This window comes from Methanococcoides burtonii DSM 6242 (assembly GCF_000013725.1).
Classification (GTDB): Archaea; Halobacteriota; Methanosarcinia; order Methanosarcinales; family Methanosarcinaceae; genus Methanococcoides; species Methanococcoides burtonii.
The window spans coordinates 2415852-2432666 of record NC_007955.1; the positions used below are offsets into that span (position 1 = coordinate 2415852).

The following is a 16815-nucleotide window of genomic DNA, read 5'->3' on the forward strand; positions in this document are numbered from 1 at the left end:
CATAGGCCCTGATACTATATAAACTCTACTTAAATACCAATGCCCTATTTTCCATGCTGCAGAGCACGGTATCCGCGACATGACCTGGATCATGCAAAAACTCCAGAATGTTGGTTCTGACGGTGTCAACTTCGATACCATCGGTGCAGCCGGTGACGGTGACATGTATGCATCACTTAATTCTATCGAAGCATTGAGGAAAGAATTCCCGGGAATGTACATTGAAGCAGGTATGGCAGGAGAACTTGTTCTCGGTATGCACGGAGAGCTTGAGTACGATGGTACAGTACTTGCAGGTCTGTGGCCACACCAGCAGGCAGCACTTATAGCAAAGGCAGGAGCAAACATATTCGGTCCTGTATGTAATACCAACACCAGCAGGACATCCGCATGGAACCTTGGTCGTGCAGTTACCTTCACAAAGGCAGCTGTCGAAGCATCAACAATTCCGGTTCATGTGAATATGGGTATGGGTGTTGGTGGATCCCCAATGCTTGAAACACCGCCAATAGATGCTGTTACAAGGGCAAGCAAGGCAATGGTCGAGATCGCTGGTGTCGATGGTATATAGATCGGTGTTGGTGACCCAATGGGTATGCCAATCTCACACATCATGGCTTCCGGTATGACCGGAATCAGGGCAGCTGGTGACCTTGTTGCAAGGATGCAGTTTGACAAGAGCATGAGAATCGGTGAAGCAAAGGACTTCGTTGCTAAGAAACTCGGTGTTTCAAATGCAGATCTCTCCGACGAGTATGTCATGAGGGAACTCAGGGAAGAGCTCGATATTGGTGTAATCACATCAGTTCCTGGCTGCGCAAAGGGTATTGCAGCTAAGATGAACATCGAGAAGCTTCTCGGCATAGACATCAACTGCTGTGATAGGTTCAGGGAAATTACAGGTTAAATCCCTTCTGCATACTGATATAAAGGTCCTGGCAGTTGTCAGGCCCTTTTCAGTTTTTTGATCTGACAGAAAGTATCTATTAGAAAAGGAGTGATGTAATATGTCCGAAGAAAAAAAATCGGGTGTAGACTGGCAACATGCCGAACAGTGCGCAAAGGTTGTCTGTGAATCCGGTGAGCTCGAACGATCGATCGATTGGAAACAGGGATTAGCTATTGCTATTGGTGTACCTTTATTGATCTTACCTTCGATTGGCTATTTTGCCAGCTATTTATGGTCATTTGCTATTATTGTATGGGGTCTCTCTGTATTCCAGGGATTTATGCAGAACCTCGCTTATGGTGAACTCGCAACTACATTCCCTAATGCATCCGGTCTGCCTGGATTTGCACAGAATGTTTTCAAGTCTCCTGATCACAAAGGAAAGTATGACAAGGGTAAATTGATTGGTGGATTCAGTGCATGGAGCTACTGGTTCGCATGGAACCCTGTACTTGCTATCTTTGCAATTCTTGTTGGTTTTTATCTTCATAGTTTGTTCCCTGTATTGGCGGGCACTTTCAGCCAGTACCAGCTTTCAATGATAGCAGGTGTTGTGATATATGGTGGATTAATTCTTGTAAACTATCGTGGACTTTCAAGTGGTGCTGCTGTAGGTTATATTCTCGCAGCTTTCTCACTTATCCCAATGGCAATTATTACACTGGCACCTTATTTTACAGGTGATTTCGTGATGGCTAACATCACCAGTACCTGGTTACCAACTGACTGGGCATGGGATCTGTCTCATATACTGATCTTGCTTGGTATCTTTGCAATGGCTCAGTGGAGTGCTTGTGCATGGGAAACTGCAGCTATTTATGGCCCGGAATATAAAAACCCAGGTTCAGATGTGCCAAAAGCATTGTTCTCCTGTGGTGCTATCTGTCTGGTAGCTTACATCCTTGTACAGATGACCGTTACAGGTGTGCTAGGTATTGATGGTATTGCAAATGCACCTATTGACCCAATGCTCCCTGTTGCTCAGGCAGCACTTGGTGATGTCGGTTCCACAATTGCGATCGTTATGCTTATTGCAGCAATGGTATTGATCATACAGACTGCATACCTTGGTTCTTCAAGGGCAATGCACTCAATGGCAACTGAAGGAAATCTTCCTAAAGTATTTGCAAAGACAAATGCACATGGTACTCCGATCCTTGCAATGGTCGTTATCGGAATTTTCAACTTGATACTGATCTCAATGGGTACTCCTACAGCTATCCTTGCTGCATCAGCTATTGGATATGTTTGTGCAAACGGTATCAGTCTCTTCGCATACGTTAAGGCAAAATCAAGTCCTCACCTTGCAGGTCTTGACAGGCCATTCAAGGCACCAGCAGGATGGAAGAATGTTGCATTGATGTTTGGTCTCTTCAACCTCCCTCTCTGTCTGGTTGGTGTGATCTACCTTAACACTATTGAAGGAAGCTGGTTCTCAACGGTTGTCGGTATTTGTGTGCTCGGTCTGTATATCCCAATGTGGTTCTATTCACAGCATGAGGCACATGTTGACAAGATCGCTGCTATTAGCCTGATACCAGAGCTTTCAATGAAAAAGTAATCGTAAACAGTTCCTTTATTTGTCCAAAGGTTCCTGAATATTTACAGGAACTTATTTTTTTTATTCAATGATCAGTATAATTTTCTAACGTGGGTTGTTTTAATATGGGTGGTTCTATGGATGTGGTCGAAAGAGTGTCTGATGTTTCATGTGGGGATCTTGAAGTAGTCTTTGTTTGGAAGTCTGAGTATGGGTGGCCGATTGAGTTCGTTTCTGATAATGTTGCCATGTTTGGCTATGATGCAGATGATTTTATGTTCAAAGGGTTGAATTATGAAGATATTATTCACCCGGCTGATCTGGAAAGGGTTAGAAAAGCGTTGTCTGTTTATTCTGAGAGTCCTGATGGGATATTTGTACAGGAGTATCGGATCTTTACTTCTGATGGGGATGTCAGATGGGTTCGTGAAAAGATGTGTATCATTTATGATGAGCATGGGGTAATGGAACGTCTGGAATGTAGTATCATTGATATTAGTGATGAAAAGAAGATAAGTGATTTTATGTTCATTCAAGGGGAAATGGGTGTTGATCTGAATTGGCCTGGCAACCTTGAGGATTCTATGGATGCTCTTTTGAAATTGACTATTCAGTTAGATGCTATTAATGCCGGTGCTCTTTATATGTTGGATGATGTCACTGGCGGGCTTGTCCTCGTGAGGTATAAAGGACTCTCTGATGGCTTTTTGAGTTGCATCTCATATTTTGATCATAATTCTATTCAGCTCAATTTTGCGGAAAAGGGTTTTCCTATTTACAAACATTATTCGGAGATATATCCGTTTATTTCAGGTACGTATCTTGGTGATGAGGGTCTTCAGGGTACGGCAATAATTCCTATTCATCATGAGGGTCGTTTTATGGGGATGTTGTTTGCGGCATCATCTTCGGAGTGTATCATTCCTGAGAATGACCGTGATTCTCTTGATGTGATCAAGTCCCTTGCGGGGCTTATGATAGATAATGTGAATATGTCTGCAAAGGTGGGCGGAATTTGCTTCGATCTGACCTGATGATCTTTATTATTGGGGTTATGGGACTATTGCCTTGAGCTGGATATTTGTTTGGGGATGGTATTATGAAAGGTGCACAAATATTGGTAGTTGAGGATGAGCTTATTGTTGGTATGATGATAAAGTTGAAGCTGGCAAAAATGGGGTACTGCGTGTCATGTATGGCTTCAACAGGGGCTGATGCTGTTGCAATGGTCGAGAAGGTAAGGCCCGAACTTGTACTTATGGATATACGCTTAAAAGGTAGTTTGGATGGGGTGGAGGCTGCTATGATGATCCGGAAAATATCAAATATTCCGATTGTGTTCATTACTGCGGATTCTTCTCTCGAAACGAGGGAAAGGGCGGAACTTGCCTGTCCTCAGGGTTTTTTGCTTAAACCATTTATGGATGAAGAACTTGGATCTCTTGTTCGTTCTGTGTTCAGTAATTCTATGGGTGGGGCAAGTGCGGTAAATGCGAATATCTGATCTGGTATTATCGTCCTTTTTTGTTTCCTCCTTATTTTTAAGTAAATGTCTCTTTTCATCTTGTTTTTTTGATTTACAATGCAGGGGATGTGTATTTTATACATCGGTTTCATTTCCGTAATTGACAGCTCTATTTTTCCCTTTAAGCCATTTCATTTTTTCAAAACCAATAACTTTATATATTAACTAATCTTTTAGGAAAATGATACTATTATTTAAAAACAACTCGTGGTTACTGTATATACAACAATGGTTGCATTCATGGTCTATATCTATGCCCAACCATAAAAATGAGCGTGAAAAAATGGTAGAAATGGAAGATGTTATCATTGGTGCATTCGCCTTTGCAGGAATTGCAACATTTATTCTTTATATTCTTACAAACCCTGGGGGCGCTATTCCTTTCAATCTTCAGGAAGTTGCAATCGGTTTTTTCGCTGTATTTGCACTTAGTAAGATCGCGTTCCTGTCAAGCTTCTAAATTCTACTGTTTTCCTTTTATGTTAACTTTTAGGGGATTCAGTTTGGGGTTACTTGAAAAATTTGTTTTTTCTCTTAAATTTCGCCATTTGATATTTTAATTTTGCTTTATTTTTGGTTATGTCAATAATTGTGGTTGTATCTGAGGGGGTAGAATGAATCCGAATTGTTGTAATGTCTGTAAGGTTTCTGATGAATGTTCTAAACCTGGGTTGAAGCAGACGGTAGCTGATCTTGGTGAGAAAAATATATTAGCTGCTTGTCTGTATGCTTGTGAACCGGGGTACTGGAAGGTAGTTGGTGATGATTGATGGGTCGTAAGGTGGGTATGGTTTGCTAATATACATATATTGAAATAGCTTTGTCTCATACTAAATGTGAAGTGATCTGTATGGGCTGTAGGTTGCAAATGCGGATGTTTTAAATTATTAATTTTATAAATTATGATCTTTTTCAGCCTAAGAAAAGGGAGTGAATGTCCATGGATGAAAATGAAGATACTTTTAATGGTGATGAAATACACTTGTCCGATGATGTATGTGCGAATGGAAGTTGTTGTACTTCTGGGTGTTGTTTTAGTTTCAAAGTGTGGGTATTGATCGGTATTGCACTGGGACTTCTGTGGTATTTCGCAAATTGAAACAAAGGGTGACACCCTTTTGCTTTTTTAACTAAATGTGTCACCTTTGTAGTATCCAATGAGGGTCAAGATCTTATCCTCCTTGGATCTGTTCCTGGATGTTATTTGGATCCATGGAGTTTACTTGAAACTTGCAAGTATTGGGTTAAACACACTCTTAAAAAGGCACTTGCAGGCTATGAGCTCTCAATCCTTTTGAACCTCTAAAAATCATGAGAAATCATTACAAAATTAGTATGATATTAGAAAAGTATCAATGGTGCTCCGATGGATATTCAAGCATTTAAAATACTTATTTTTCTATCTAATACATATATTACTTTTAATTGATGTTAATTTGTTCATATTAGAGTATCTGTACAAATTCATATTGTTAGGGTTTTAACTCCATTATTTTTATATATCAATCACCCATTGTATTACATATCTTACATGTAATCTATGTAAGGTGGATAGTTGACAGTTTAAACCGAGGTGAAAATATGGCAATTGTAGACATCAGGACTGCAACAATAACAAGTAAGGGTCAAATTGTGATTCCTTCTTCCATGCGTAAGGGTTCCTTTGATATTGGACATCGTGTTGCAGTCATTGCCAAAAATAATCACATTGAGATTAGACCACTCAGTGAGATTGAAGATCAAATGGAAACGGCAATCGCATCAGAAAAGTCCCTTGCAAAACTTTGGGATACACCCGAAGAGGATGAAGCATGGAATTATCTTTAAATAAATAAATAAATAGTAACTATTCAGCCTACCTATAATCAATCCTGTATGACCAACCTTTACACAAAAAGATTAGAAGCTCAAACAATTGTTGGAATAAATGGCATTCCAGCAATTGCATTTCGAATTGCATCCATCACAGGAATCTGATTCTTCTTAACAGTAGAAATGTAACTTCTTACCCGCGAGAAAATTAATGCTCCTTGCATACTTCGGAATGTACCCGATATCTTCTGCTGTACTTTCATCATTCTCACATCCCTTTCTGCAAGATTATTCTCAAATGGAACTTTTAGATCATGCATAAACCTGAGAATATCATTTTTATAACCAATAAACCGATCCAGCAGATTTTTTGCTGTGGTTTGTTTAGTTCTTCCTCGCTTCTTTGATTTGGCTTGAAGTTGAGGATTTTCTTCTATCCCAATATGAATAATCTGGCCGTACCAATCTTCAAACTCTTTAATTCTCTCTGGTTTCATACAACCAGACATTCCTCGGATCTGGTCAACTGACTTTTTGACATCAATAAGTAGAATATTCATAGCTTTTGACCACAATTGATTATCGTTCTCGCTTACACTTGTTAATTCTCGCAATAGATGAGCATTACAGATCGAATGATCACAATCATATTTGTAATATGATTTCCAGAAATCATGAACTACTGTACCATTGAAATTTGGTAAGATTCCCATCGCATTCATTGCGTCAGAGCCTCTTTTTTGATGAGGATAATAACATGTCATTTTGTTTGTAGAAGCAACATGTAACCACTGTCGTTTTCCTTCTATCCTCATACCAGTTTCATCACAATTTATCACAGGAGATTCTATTAAGAAGTTCTTGATCTGCTGTTCGAAATCTTCAAGTTTTTCAAAACATGTCTTTTCTGCCCTGGCCAAAGTAGCGGGACTTATTTCACATCCACAAACATCAGCTAGCAATTCACAGCTGCGTTCATAAGGAAGTAATTGATAATCATGTAAGTAGACTGCTAATGATGCAAGACGCAAGCCATATTGCGTGGGTTGTTTAACCTTTTCTGAAAAAGTAGCTTTGTTCTTGCAACCGCAGTGAGGACAGGACTTGATTTCAGCACGATGTTCTGTTACTTGAAGTTTAATGGGAGGTATGTCAAATACTTGCCTTTTTTCATGATCTTTAACTTCTATATCTTCAAGCGATCTTTCACAATTGCTACATTTGTGTACTTTGTGAATTATAACTTCGTCAGGAACATCTACCATTCTGAGAGTAGTTCCAGGATGGTCTTTCTGACCACCTGGTTTCTTTCCACTCTTTTTTCGTCTGCTTTTTGTTTTTGGTTTCTCATTAATAAAAACATCAGTTGAAGGTGGTTTACTGCTGTTTCGGCTGTTTTTTTTGAGTTGCTCTTCCAATTTTTTAACTCGTTCTTCGAGTTCGGTTATTCTGGCAGCTTGTAGTTCTATGATCCTTTGTTGTTCAGCAATGATGTCGTACAATGTAGTGACAAGAGTGACAACTGCTTCGGGACCTTGTTCATAAACTGCTAGGATTTCTTTGCGTTTCGTGTTCATTCACCTCCTGTTTGGCAAAACCAATTGATTTTTTGGGTGTGAACTTAAATAGAATGCTACTACTTACTTTTTTCGTAAAAATCCATGTCAGAAGATGAAATAAATTGAGGTGGGGGGATTTTAGCACGCAAAGGTGGCTGAATAGTTACAATAAATAAATAAATAAATCGAGGCCAACATATTGGGAAAAATAACAAAAGGATCAATTGTAGTACTGCCATTCCCATTTTCAGATTTGGCAGCAGCAAAAAAGAGACCCTCTTTAGTAGTTGTGGATCTGAAAGGTGATGATGTAATACTTTGTCCCATTACATCAACTCATCGAGGCGATGGCTATGATATTTCATTAAAATCTGGAGATTTTATCCAAGGTGGCCTGAAGCATGATAGTTTGATTCGTTCAAATCGACTTTTCACTGCAACTACTGATATCATCGCTTACAAAGTAGGCGATATTACTAATACAAAAATGAAAGAAGTTGAAGATGTGCTTGTAAAGTTAATAACAATGCATTAACATCTTTTTTCTTTTCACTATTTTTGTATGTTTCAACAGTTCGTCTGCTCAAATACCTTGCATAATAATCAATTGTGAAGTTATGTACTACCGACATCCGGTAAATGGTACTTGGGTACAAATTATAATATTCGTATTATAAACAAGAGTTTGGTGCTCCGAGGGGGGAACATCTACGGACTGTTTATAACCACTCTGTTAATATAGAAAATGTGTTATAAATTAGTCCGTAATGTAGATGATGTCCACTCATATAATAGTGGCTATGAAAACGCATTGATTAGGCTTGAAAGCTTACTACCAGCGATAATAATAAAAAGCTGGTAATAAATTTTGTCCGTGCTTGCAGAAGAGATGAACTTGCTAAAAGCACGATAACTAACTACATAAATTTACTAAAAAGAATGATTCAAAGGTTGAAAAATATTGGTTATATTGATGACCTTGATAAGCTCAACCAAAATACATTCGATGATCTGTTGTTTCATTTGGAGGACAATTGCGATATATCCAAAGGAGAAATTCGCAACTATAAAAAATGTGTTAAGAAGTTCTTCAAAACGATTATGGATGAAGATGATGTGCCAAGATGGGTGCATAGTCTCAAATTAAAATCCATTGAAACACCTGTACAACCTTCAGACCTTCCAACAAAGGAAGAGGTCACATCGATGTTAGAAGCCTGTACAAATGCCAGAGACCGAGCATTTTTAGCTATTCTTTGTGACGCAGGTCTACGTGTTGGAGCACTTGCATCCTGTAGGATCAAAAATGTCGAATCGAATCAATACGGTTCAATGATATACATCAGCACTACCAGCAGGAGCAAAAAAACAACTCCAGCTAAAGGTCTACCACTGACATGGTCGTCTGGTTATTTGCAACAATGGATGGCTGTTCATCCACTCAGAGAAGACCCTGAAGCTCCCCTATGGGTGACGCATACATACAAGAAGGAACCGTTGAGCTATAAGTCCATAGGGGTCACTTTAAAAAGAATTGCTGAGCGAGCTGGTGTCAAGAAGAACATTCATGCACACGTATTCCGCCATTATGCAATCACGGGTTGGATATTGGATGGTCTTAGTGAACAAATTATTAATCACAGGGCAGGTTGGGCAAAGGACAGCAACCAAATGATGAAAATATATGCCAATTTCACTGACCAAGAAATGAACGATTCTGTTTATGAAAAATATGGTCTTAAAACTGAAGACAAACGCCATGTAACTCTCATTCGTTGCCCACGCTGTAACAATGTATTGCAAGAGTCTGACCGTTTCTGTGGTCAATGCTCACTTGTCCTTGACCAAGAGATGAACAACAAGATCAAGACTGCTTTTAAGAGATCGTATGGATCGAAGACTGAAGTGTACAGGAATACAATGATATTCTTGATGGCAGGGAAACTGAGTTTACCCACACGATGTTAAAGAGAACCGTTTTTATCAATATCGTGGCAAAAAACATTAAATAGTATCACAGTGTACAACAAATTGATGACACTCCACATTAAAAATATTAAACTGTTTGTATGAAATATGTAGTGAGTCAGATATGGTTAGAAGTAAAAAAATTCTGAGTAATTCATCTGCCGAAAAATTGCATGAACACTCAACAGAATCATTTGTAAATCCCGGGATATTAAATTATATTTTTGAGGACCTTCCTCTTATTCTGATCCTTATCAATAAGGACGGCAGAGTTGAAAACATCAATCGAGCTACTTCTATTGCATTAGGAAAAGAAAAAAAAGATAGCATTGGTCTTCTTGGTGGCGAACTGTTTGGATGTATGAATTCATTAACAGGTGAAGGTTGTGGGAAAAACAGAGAATGCTCTGAATGTACTGTGCGGAACTCTGTAATGTACACTTTTGAGACCGGTGAAAACATTTACAAAAAGGAAGGCGAATTGGAAATAATGACCAATGGTCAGTCTGTAACACTTCATTTTTTAATTTCAACGATTCTGATACAACAAAACAATGAACCAATGGTTTTGCTCACTGCTGAAGATATTACAGAACAGAAGCTATCTGAAAAGGTACTAAAAGAAAGTGAAATCAAGTACAAAGAGTTGGCGGATTCCTTACCCCAAACAGTTTTTGAAACAGATCTACAAGGAAATCTCACATTCGTAAACCGTCAGGCATTTGAAATGTTCGGTTACACACAGGCAGACTTTGTAAAAGGTTTAACTGTCTATCAGACACTGATTCCCGATGATCTGGATAGGGCTAAACTGAATCTAGAGAATGTCGTGCGTGGTGATGATCGAAGGTCTAACGAATACACAGCTCTGAGAAAAGATGGCAGTACATTTCCTGTCAGCATATATCCAAGCAGAATTGTTCATAATGACAGAACAATAGGCATTAGGGGGATACTTGTAGACATCGCCGAACGCAAGCAAGTAGAGGATGCAATGTTCCATGCAAAACTTGTGGCAGAAGCTGCCAACCACGCCAAGACTGAATTCTTCACAAATATGAGTCATGAGCTACGCACACCTCTTAATTCCATCATCGGCTTTTCACAGTTGCTAAATACCAATCCTTCCGGTAATCTGAATGAAAAGGAAACAAAATATGCATACAATATTATGACCAGCGGGAAACACTTACTGAATATTATCAATGATATTCTTGATGTCTCGAAGATCGAAAGCGGGAAATCCGAACTTGTATGTGAGAAGTTTAGTTTACCTTCCTTCATTCGTGATGTAGAAGATACAATAAAATATCTGGCAGATAAAAAGAACATTGAAATTTGTAATCAGTTTCATTCTGAAAATATCGAAGTGTATGCTGACAGATTAAGGATGAAACAGATCTTATATAATCTATTAAGTAATTCTTTGAAGTTTACGCCTGAAAATGGTTGCATATAGATTAATGTTGTTAACTGTGATGATATGCTGGAGATCTCTGTATCAGATAATGGTATTGGCATTCCCAAAAACATGCACGATGCAATATTTGAGACCTTCAAACAGGTAAATTCTTCAACTTCCAAAATATATGGTGGCACTGGCCTTGGCCTCTCAATCGTTAAGAAATTGGTCGAAATGTATGGTGGGGAGATCTGGGTTGAAAGTGAAGTTGGAAAAGGAAGTAAGTTCACATTTACAATTCCCACAGACAAAGTGCAATGAAATACTTTCCGGTACCAACTGTCTTGCTTCTTCCAGGCTTCCGGTGAAGTAGACAACACCGAATATTACACATATTTCATAATAATAAGTATTATAACATCAGAAGGATATTCGATAAGTTAATATGTTATTAATCTATTATTATATATTATGGGCTATGTTGTGTTTCACGACTCCGGTGGTACGGTCTGAAAACACGAACGCTGTGGTGGTGGTGGTTCTATTGAATAACTAATTGGGAGTGGGGATGTCCATCCGCCTTCATCCCCTCTGTTTTTGATAACTTTAATTTCCAGTTATTTTGAGATTTGTAGAAATCTTTTACAGTGCTTGAAACTCATTGCTGATGGAAATATAACTGCCATCTTACTTTTTAATAAATTTTGATTTTAAAGCGTTTTAAGGGATCTAGTCATCTTCCCTAATGTATGAGTGAGGTACAGATATTCTCATAGAAGGCTTGTAATTGGATTAGAGGGGGGTTTATGAGATCGAGATAATCTAGGATTTGGGACACAAAATGACTGACTAAATTATAAATATTTACAGTTCAGAAATATGAATGAAACCCTGATTGCCATATTTTAGAATGAATCTCATTATTATTTACAATGGGCAAAGACTGGATGTTGATCTATAGGGCAAAATGATTTCATGAAGCAATAATTAATTATGGAATATGGCTCATAACTTCATGTAACTTTAATCAAAAATAGTGGGATTATAAACAAAAGTATGGTGCTCCGATGGGGATTCGAACCCCAGTCGCAGGAGTGAGAGTCCTGTATGATTGGCCGTGCTACACTATCGGAGCACACGGTTTTGCTGCTTTTAACATCCCCTAAAAGCAATCAATTCTATTTATAACTTTCGTCAAAAAAAGTAATTGGAAGTTCGCATTATGCGAACATTCCGGCCGGTGTGTTGACCTCTTCTTCGGAAACCACTTTTTCGAACGCCTCGAGGAAATCTTGCATTTTGATCATGTCTCCTCTTCTTCTGAGGACGAACATGCCTGCCTCTTTAACTATTACATTAAGGTCTGCACCACTAAGGCCATCGGTCATATTTGCGATCTTGGCAAGGTCGATATCCTTTTCAAGATTCATCTTCCGTGTATGGATCTTCAAAATTTCTTCTCTTGCCTTTTCATCAGGTATGGGTATCTCGATTATACGGTCAAACCTTCCTGGGCGCAAAAGTGCTGGGTCAAGCAGGTCTATCCTGTTGGTCGCAGCTATTATCTTCACATTTCCACTGGGGTCAAAACCATCCATCTCAGCCAAAAGTTGAAGCATCGTACGGTTAACTTCTGCAGAACCGGTCGTTCCATCGTGTGTTCTCATTCCACCAACTGCATCGATCTCATCAATGAACAGGATAGATGGGGACTTTTCTCTGGCAAGCTGGAATACATCTTTAACGAGCCTTGCACCTTCTCCAATGAACTTCTGTACAAGATCTGAGCCTGACATGCGAATGAATGTTGCATGTGCTCTTGAGGCAACTGCTTTTGCAATAAGTGTCTTTCCTGTTCCGGGACTGCCATACATAAGAACGCCACTTGGTGGTTCAATGCCTATGTTCTCAAACAGTTCCGGCTCTGTAAGTGGTAGTTCAACTGATTCAATGACCTCTTTGAGCACATCATCAAGGCCACCTATCATATCATAATCTATTCCGGGTGAATCGATAAGTTCCATCATCTGTGCCCGAACATCGGCTGCTCTACTGATAATCGCGATTATGGCGAATGCAGCATTGATGCTTACGCGCATGCCTGGTCCGATGGTTCCTTCCATTTCAGGTGGTATCCTCGTCATAACTTCCTGATTATTACCATGCTGGCGCAGGAGTGCCATGTCATCCTCTACTTCCATGACACTGGCAATGAACAGTGGTGGTGTCGTCAAGTGATCAAGCTGGTCCTTAAGCTGGTCCATCTCTGACAGGTACTTGTTCACCATCATGCTGGTTTCAAGAAGTTTTGCTTTCATTGTTTCGTTCTGGACCTTCAGAAGGTCGTTCTCACTGATCACTTTCTGGATGTCCACTTCCTGTATTTCATCAGTATTGTGTTCCTCGCCATTGGAATCCATATCAGAGAACTTCTTTTCTGTTGTTGATCCTGCACTTACGTCGGACATGTTGCCTTCTTACAACACCATGTAATATAAAACAACTGCGTGTTAGAAAATAGCACTTGATTTATGGGGGTCTCCATTATATTGCGGGCATTTTTCTATTTTATTTGTATTAATCTGTTGTTTCAAAGTTTTAAATGTTAATTCATCTAAATTATAATCATTATTATGTATTTCGTCTTGTTAGGACTGTTTATACTTGGTTCCTACACTTTAAATTGTTTTTAATATGGTTTATTTTGATGCATGCAATTATCCTTCCATATATTATGTTCGGGGTACTACTTATTTATAATTTAATGTGTAATAAACTGTTATTTACTTAATATAAGTCTTTAAAACCTTTTAAATTGCTGTAAAACATATGATGACATTCATTCAAGGTAACACTTATATATTATCACACACAATTATTGTATTGCAGTATGTCTCAATTGCACAAAAGCAGCATAGTGCAATTGTATTTAGCTGCATTCACACAAAAACTATACCATAATCTGAGGGGATGAATGGTTTGTGAATCCACCGATCTGAGGGGATGGATGGATATGCTAGCAGGGGCGCATAAGATGAAAATTCGGATCGAAATACTCGATGACGAAGGAAAAGAATCTACCAGCATTGAATTTGCTGGTGAGAATGTAAAAGAACGAGTGATCAAGTTCATTGATACTTTAGATGAAACACAAACTCGTTCGACCGGATCTTCATCAGCCTATCTGCATTCTGGGCAGAATGCCCAACAACTTTTTTCACAGCAAAATTCGCAACCTGTAGTGTTACAACCGCCACAGGGTGCACAAAATCAATATAATCCAGTAAATGCTATGCCGGCAAGTTCACCCGTACCACCTATGTATCCTGGCATGCAGATGCCAACAACACAGGTTCCTTATCCGCAGTACTATGTTCCTGTGAACCAGCAAAATGTGAATCCGTCTGTAAATCCGGTTGTGAATCAGCCTGTTAATTATATTCCACCACAACAACAGCAGCAGCCGGCAATGTCGCCTCCCAACATGAATGTGCCATCTGTTGTTCAGCCAACTGTCACAGAAAAACAAGTTCCACAAGTTAACAACGAGGGTGTGTCGAGCACATCACTTCGCGACAGGATACTGGACACTTCTTTGACTATCAGTGAAAGGCTCGAGCTGTTTTTGAAATACGAACATTCTCGTGAGTGGTCAACTTCAAAAAAGATACAGCAACATTATGAAAGCATCTATGGTGAGATCAAATTAAGCACTGTGTCAACATACCTTTCCCGTATGTATCGAAAGAACCTTCTTGAACGCCGTGGAAACCGCACTCAGCGCGAATATCTCTACATTGGTGATATGGAAGAAGTTGTAAGTCAGCCTGTTCAGCAAGGTTATCCTGTTTGGCAGATACAGAGGACATGATCTCTGCAATCTAATATTTTAATGTTCACTGTTCTGCTCTTGTTATTCTGGTCCTTCTACTGTTTTCACCTGATTATCCATCGTTGTTTACTTGTGGCAATGTGGTCACATCCTGTGTTTTTGTGAAACCTGCTACAGTGACACACGCATACGTTTATAGCTATTCACATACATATTCACAGAGTAATGAGTGGTTTTGAGCTTGTGTCTGACTATGAACCTAAAGGTGACCAACCGGAAGCTATCAGGAAGCTATCCGAAGGTCTGAATAAAGGTCTGAAACATCAGGTCCTGTTGGGTGTTACAGGTTCTGGAAAGACCTTCACGGTCGCGAATGTTATACAGAACGTGCAGAAGCCCACTCTTGTGATCGCACATAATAAAACACTTGCTGCACAGCTTTTCTCTGAGTTCCGTGAATTTTTTCCTAATAATGCAGTTGAATATTTTGTAAGCTATTATGATTACTATCAGCCGGAAGCTTATCTTCCTACCACAGATACGTACATCGAAAAAGATTCTTCTGTGAACGAAGAGATCGATCGTTTGCGTCTGTCGGCTACAAAATCCCTCATTGAACGCAAGGATGTTATTGTGGTCTCCAGTGTTTCAAGTATCTACAACATCGGTTCTCCTGATGAGTGGAGAAGAATGTCTGTAATTCTCCGTACGGGTGATGAGGTCGGTAGAAGTGATCTTTTTGCCGCACTCATCAATATCCACTATGAGCGCAATGATATCGAATCTGCCAAAGGATCTTTCCGGTCCAAGGGTGATACCATTGAGGTTTTTCCTGCGCAGGATAATCATGGTGTGCGGATAGAACTATTTGGGGATGAGATCGATAGGATATCTTCCTTCGACCCAGTGACAGGAAAGACTATTGATGAGGTTAAGGAAGATAATAGTATTGTCATTTATCCTGCAAAACATTTTGTGATGCCGCAGGAAGAAATGGTCAAGGCACTTGGTTCTATTGAAAAGGAACTTGAAGGGCAGGTTGCAAAACTGGTATCAGAGAACCGTATTCTTGAGTCGCAGAGACTTACGCAACGGGCAAAGTTCGATCTGGAAATGATTCGTGAGCTTGGATATTGCAGTGGTATTGAAAATTATTCCCGTCACTTTGACGGACGCAAGCCGGGTGATCCTCCTTCATCTCTGCTTGAATTCTTCCCTGATGATTTTTTGCTTGTTATCGATGAGTCCCATGTGACCATTCCTCAGATCCGGGGAATGCATAATGGGGATCGTGCCAGAAAAGAGGCACTCATCAATTATGGATTCCGTCTTCCTTCTGCTTACGATAATAGGCCGTTGACCTACAACGAGTTCCATCATAAGATAAACCAGGCCATCTATGTGTCAGCTACACCTGCGGATTATGAACTCGGGATCAGCAGTGCTGTCGTGGAGCAGATAATCAGGCCGACAGGTCTTGTTGACCCTGTGGTGTTCATTCGCCCGGTGGAGAATCAGATCGATGATCTTATCGGTGAAGTTAATAAGGTCACTGAGAAAGGATATCGCACCCTTGTCACAACGCTTACTAAAAGAATGGCTGAGGATCTGACCGAGTATCTGCTGGAAATGGGTATTAGGGTGCGGTATATGCATTCTGATATTGACACTCTTGAGCGGGCAGAGATAATCCGTGATCTGCGAAAGGGTGTGTTCGATGTTCTGGTGGGTATCAATTTGTTAAGAGAGGGTCTGGATATACCTGAAGTGGCCTTTGTAGCTATCCTTGATGCTGATAAAGAAGGTTTCCTGCGTTCGGAAAGGTCGCTTATACAGACAATGGGGCGAGCTTCAAGGAATGCGGATGGATATGTGATCCTTTATGCTGGCAAAGTTACCGGTTCCATTGAGGCTGCTTTGAGAGAAACTAACAGAAGGCGACAGATCCAGCTTGCATATAATGAGAAACATGGCATAGTTCCGCAGACCATCCACAAAGCTCTCCAAAGAGAACTTGTTGAAACAGAATATGGTGAGGTCGTATCTGAAGTTCTTGGGGTTGCAGAAGACCTTTCTGATATCGAGATCGCTGATATGGTCATCGAACTTGAAGCGGAGATGCACCTGGCTGCCAAAAATCTGGAATTTGAAAGGGCAGCGGCGTTGCGTGACAACATAAAGGAACTCCGTAGCACGTATTCTCTTTAAGGGCGTTCTCTTCCAATGCG

General features: G+C 39.8%; 15 protein-coding genes, 1 tRNA gene and 1 pseudogene. 14 read left to right on the forward strand and 3 right to left on the reverse strand.

The annotated features are described in order from the left end of the window. The first annotated feature begins 46 nt into the window (after positions 1-46). The 8 genes and pseudogenes from mtbB to MBUR_RS11875 all read left to right on the forward strand — a co-directional run bounded on the left by mtbB (position 47) and on the right by MBUR_RS11875 (position 5841). Positions 47-907, forward strand: a pseudogene (mtbB, locus tag MBUR_RS13960) ([dimethylamine--corrinoid protein] Co-methyltransferase). A 100-nt stretch (positions 908-1007) separates the two neighbouring features. Then, positions 1008-2510, forward strand: a complete 1503-nt coding sequence (locus MBUR_RS11855; RefSeq protein WP_011500285.1) for an APC family permease — start codon at positions 1008-1010, stop codon at positions 2508-2510. Positions 2511-2614: 104 nt separating this feature from the next. Continuing rightward, positions 2615-3523 (forward strand): GAF domain-containing protein, encoded by a 909-nt coding sequence (locus MBUR_RS11860; protein ID WP_011500286.1) that lies wholly within the window; start codon positions 2615-2617, stop codon positions 3521-3523. Positions 3524-3588: 65 nt separating this feature from the next. Next, entirely contained in the window at positions 3589-3993 is a 405-nt protein-coding gene (locus MBUR_RS11865) for a response regulator (RefSeq protein WP_011500287.1), read from the forward strand. 274 nt (positions 3994-4267) lie between these two features. Further along, complete coding sequence (locus MBUR_RS11870; protein WP_048063415.1) at positions 4268-4474, forward strand: hypothetical protein; 207 nt, start codon at positions 4268-4270, stop codon at positions 4472-4474. Between the two features lie 154 nt (positions 4475-4628). Then, complete coding sequence (locus MBUR_RS13965; protein ID WP_157196734.1) at positions 4629-4784, forward strand: hypothetical protein; 156 nt, start codon at positions 4629-4631, stop codon at positions 4782-4784. 170 nt (positions 4785-4954) lie between these two features. Beyond that, positions 4955-5113, forward strand: coding sequence for a hypothetical protein (locus MBUR_RS13970; RefSeq protein ID WP_157196735.1), 159 nt, complete (start codon positions 4955-4957; stop codon positions 5111-5113). Positions 5114-5595: 482 nt separating this feature from the next. Beyond that, positions 5596-5841 carry an AbrB/MazE/SpoVT family DNA-binding domain-containing protein gene (locus MBUR_RS11875; RefSeq protein WP_011500289.1) on the forward strand — a complete coding sequence of 82 codons (246 nt, stop codon included), beginning with the start codon at positions 5596-5598 and terminating at the stop codon, positions 5839-5841. An 80-nt stretch (positions 5842-5921) separates the two neighbouring features. Here MBUR_RS11875 and MBUR_RS11880 read toward each other — a convergent pair whose 3' ends face one another. Further along, positions 5922-7403: an IS66-like element ISMbu5 family transposase gene (locus MBUR_RS11880; protein WP_011498778.1), complete on the reverse strand. Its 1482-nt coding sequence runs from the start codon at positions 7401-7403 to the stop codon at positions 5922-5924. 181 nt (positions 7404-7584) lie between these two features. Between MBUR_RS11880 and MBUR_RS11885 the strand changes: the two genes are divergently transcribed. The 4 genes from MBUR_RS11885 (at position 7585) to MBUR_RS13180 (ending at position 11076) form a co-directional block, all read left to right on the forward strand. Next, positions 7585-7920: a type II toxin-antitoxin system PemK/MazF family toxin gene (locus MBUR_RS11885; RefSeq protein ID WP_011500290.1), complete on the forward strand. Its 336-nt coding sequence runs from the start codon at positions 7585-7587 to the stop codon at positions 7918-7920. Positions 7921-8324: 404 nt separating this feature from the next. Then, entirely contained in the window at positions 8325-9353 is a 1029-nt protein-coding gene (locus MBUR_RS14655; RefSeq protein ID WP_011500291.1) for a site-specific integrase, read from the forward strand. 124 nt (positions 9354-9477) lie between these two features. Continuing rightward, entirely contained in the window at positions 9478-10812 is a 1335-nt protein-coding gene (locus MBUR_RS13175) for a PAS domain-containing sensor histidine kinase (RefSeq protein ID WP_052286245.1), read from the forward strand. Between the two features lie 24 nt (positions 10813-10836). Then, positions 10837-11076 carry an ATP-binding protein gene (locus MBUR_RS13180; protein ID WP_052286246.1) on the forward strand — a complete coding sequence of 80 codons (240 nt, stop codon included), beginning with the start codon at positions 10837-10839 and terminating at the stop codon, positions 11074-11076. 736 nt (positions 11077-11812) lie between these two features. Here the strand turns inward: MBUR_RS13180 and MBUR_RS11900 are convergent. Continuing rightward, a tRNA-Glu gene (locus MBUR_RS11900) sits at positions 11813-11890 on the reverse strand. An 85-nt stretch (positions 11891-11975) separates the two neighbouring features. Continuing rightward, on the reverse strand, positions 11976-13223 hold the full coding sequence (locus tag MBUR_RS11905; protein ID WP_011500292.1) for a proteasome-activating nucleotidase: 1248 nt from the start codon (positions 13221-13223) through the stop codon (positions 11976-11978). Between the two features lie 506 nt (positions 13224-13729). Between MBUR_RS11905 and MBUR_RS13185 the strand changes: the two genes are divergently transcribed. Together MBUR_RS13185 and uvrB are read left to right on the forward strand one after the other, a co-directional pair. Beyond that, positions 13730-14626 carry a hypothetical protein gene (locus MBUR_RS13185; protein WP_011500293.1) on the forward strand — a complete coding sequence of 299 codons (897 nt, stop codon included), beginning with the start codon at positions 13730-13732 and terminating at the stop codon, positions 14624-14626. A gap of 186 nt (positions 14627-14812) precedes the next feature. After that, positions 14813-16795 (forward strand): excinuclease ABC subunit UvrB, encoded by a 1983-nt coding sequence (gene uvrB, locus MBUR_RS11915; RefSeq protein WP_011500294.1) that lies wholly within the window; start codon positions 14813-14815, stop codon positions 16793-16795. Positions 16796-16815: the final 20 nt, after the last annotated feature.

Bases quoted from the DNA above. Each gene is read 5' to 3' on its own strand.
- MBUR_RS13180 (WP_052286246.1), top strand. From the start codon at position 10,837: ATGCTGGAGATCTCTGTATCAGATAATGGTATTGGCATTCCCAAAAAC.
- MBUR_RS13965 (WP_157196734.1), top strand. From the start codon at position 4,629: ATGAATCCGAATTGTTGTAATGTCTGTAAGGTTTCTGATGAATGTTCT.
- MBUR_RS13175 (WP_052286245.1), top strand. From the start codon at position 9,478: ATGGTTAGAAGTAAAAAAATTCTGAGTAATTCATCTGCCGAAAAATTG.
- MBUR_RS13185 (WP_011500293.1), top strand. From the start codon at position 13,730: ATGGTTTGTGAATCCACCGATCTGAGGGGATGGATGGATATGCTAGCA.
- MBUR_RS13970 (WP_157196735.1), top strand. From the start codon at position 4,955: ATGGATGAAAATGAAGATACTTTTAATGGTGATGAAATACACTTGTCC.
- MBUR_RS14655 (WP_011500291.1), top strand. From the start codon at position 8,325: ATGATTCAAAGGTTGAAAAATATTGGTTATATTGATGACCTTGATAAG.
- MBUR_RS11855 (WP_011500285.1), top strand. From the start codon at position 1,008: ATGTCCGAAGAAAAAAAATCGGGTGTAGACTGGCAACATGCCGAACAG.
- MBUR_RS11905 (WP_011500292.1), bottom strand. From the start codon at position 13,223: ATGTCCGACGTAAGTGCAGGATCAACAACAGAAAAGAAGTTCTCTGAT.
- MBUR_RS11870 (WP_048063415.1), top strand. From the start codon at position 4,268: ATGCCCAACCATAAAAATGAGCGTGAAAAAATGGTAGAAATGGAAGAT.
- MBUR_RS11880 (WP_011498778.1), bottom strand. From the start codon at position 7,403: ATGAACACGAAACGCAAAGAAATCCTAGCAGTTTATGAACAAGGTCCC.
- MBUR_RS11860 (WP_011500286.1), top strand. From the start codon at position 2,615: ATGGGTGGTTCTATGGATGTGGTCGAAAGAGTGTCTGATGTTTCATGT.
- MBUR_RS11865 (WP_011500287.1), top strand. From the start codon at position 3,589: ATGAAAGGTGCACAAATATTGGTAGTTGAGGATGAGCTTATTGTTGGT.
- uvrB (WP_011500294.1), top strand. From the start codon at position 14,813: ATGAGTGGTTTTGAGCTTGTGTCTGACTATGAACCTAAAGGTGACCAA.
- MBUR_RS11875 (WP_011500289.1), top strand. From the start codon at position 5,596: ATGGCAATTGTAGACATCAGGACTGCAACAATAACAAGTAAGGGTCAA.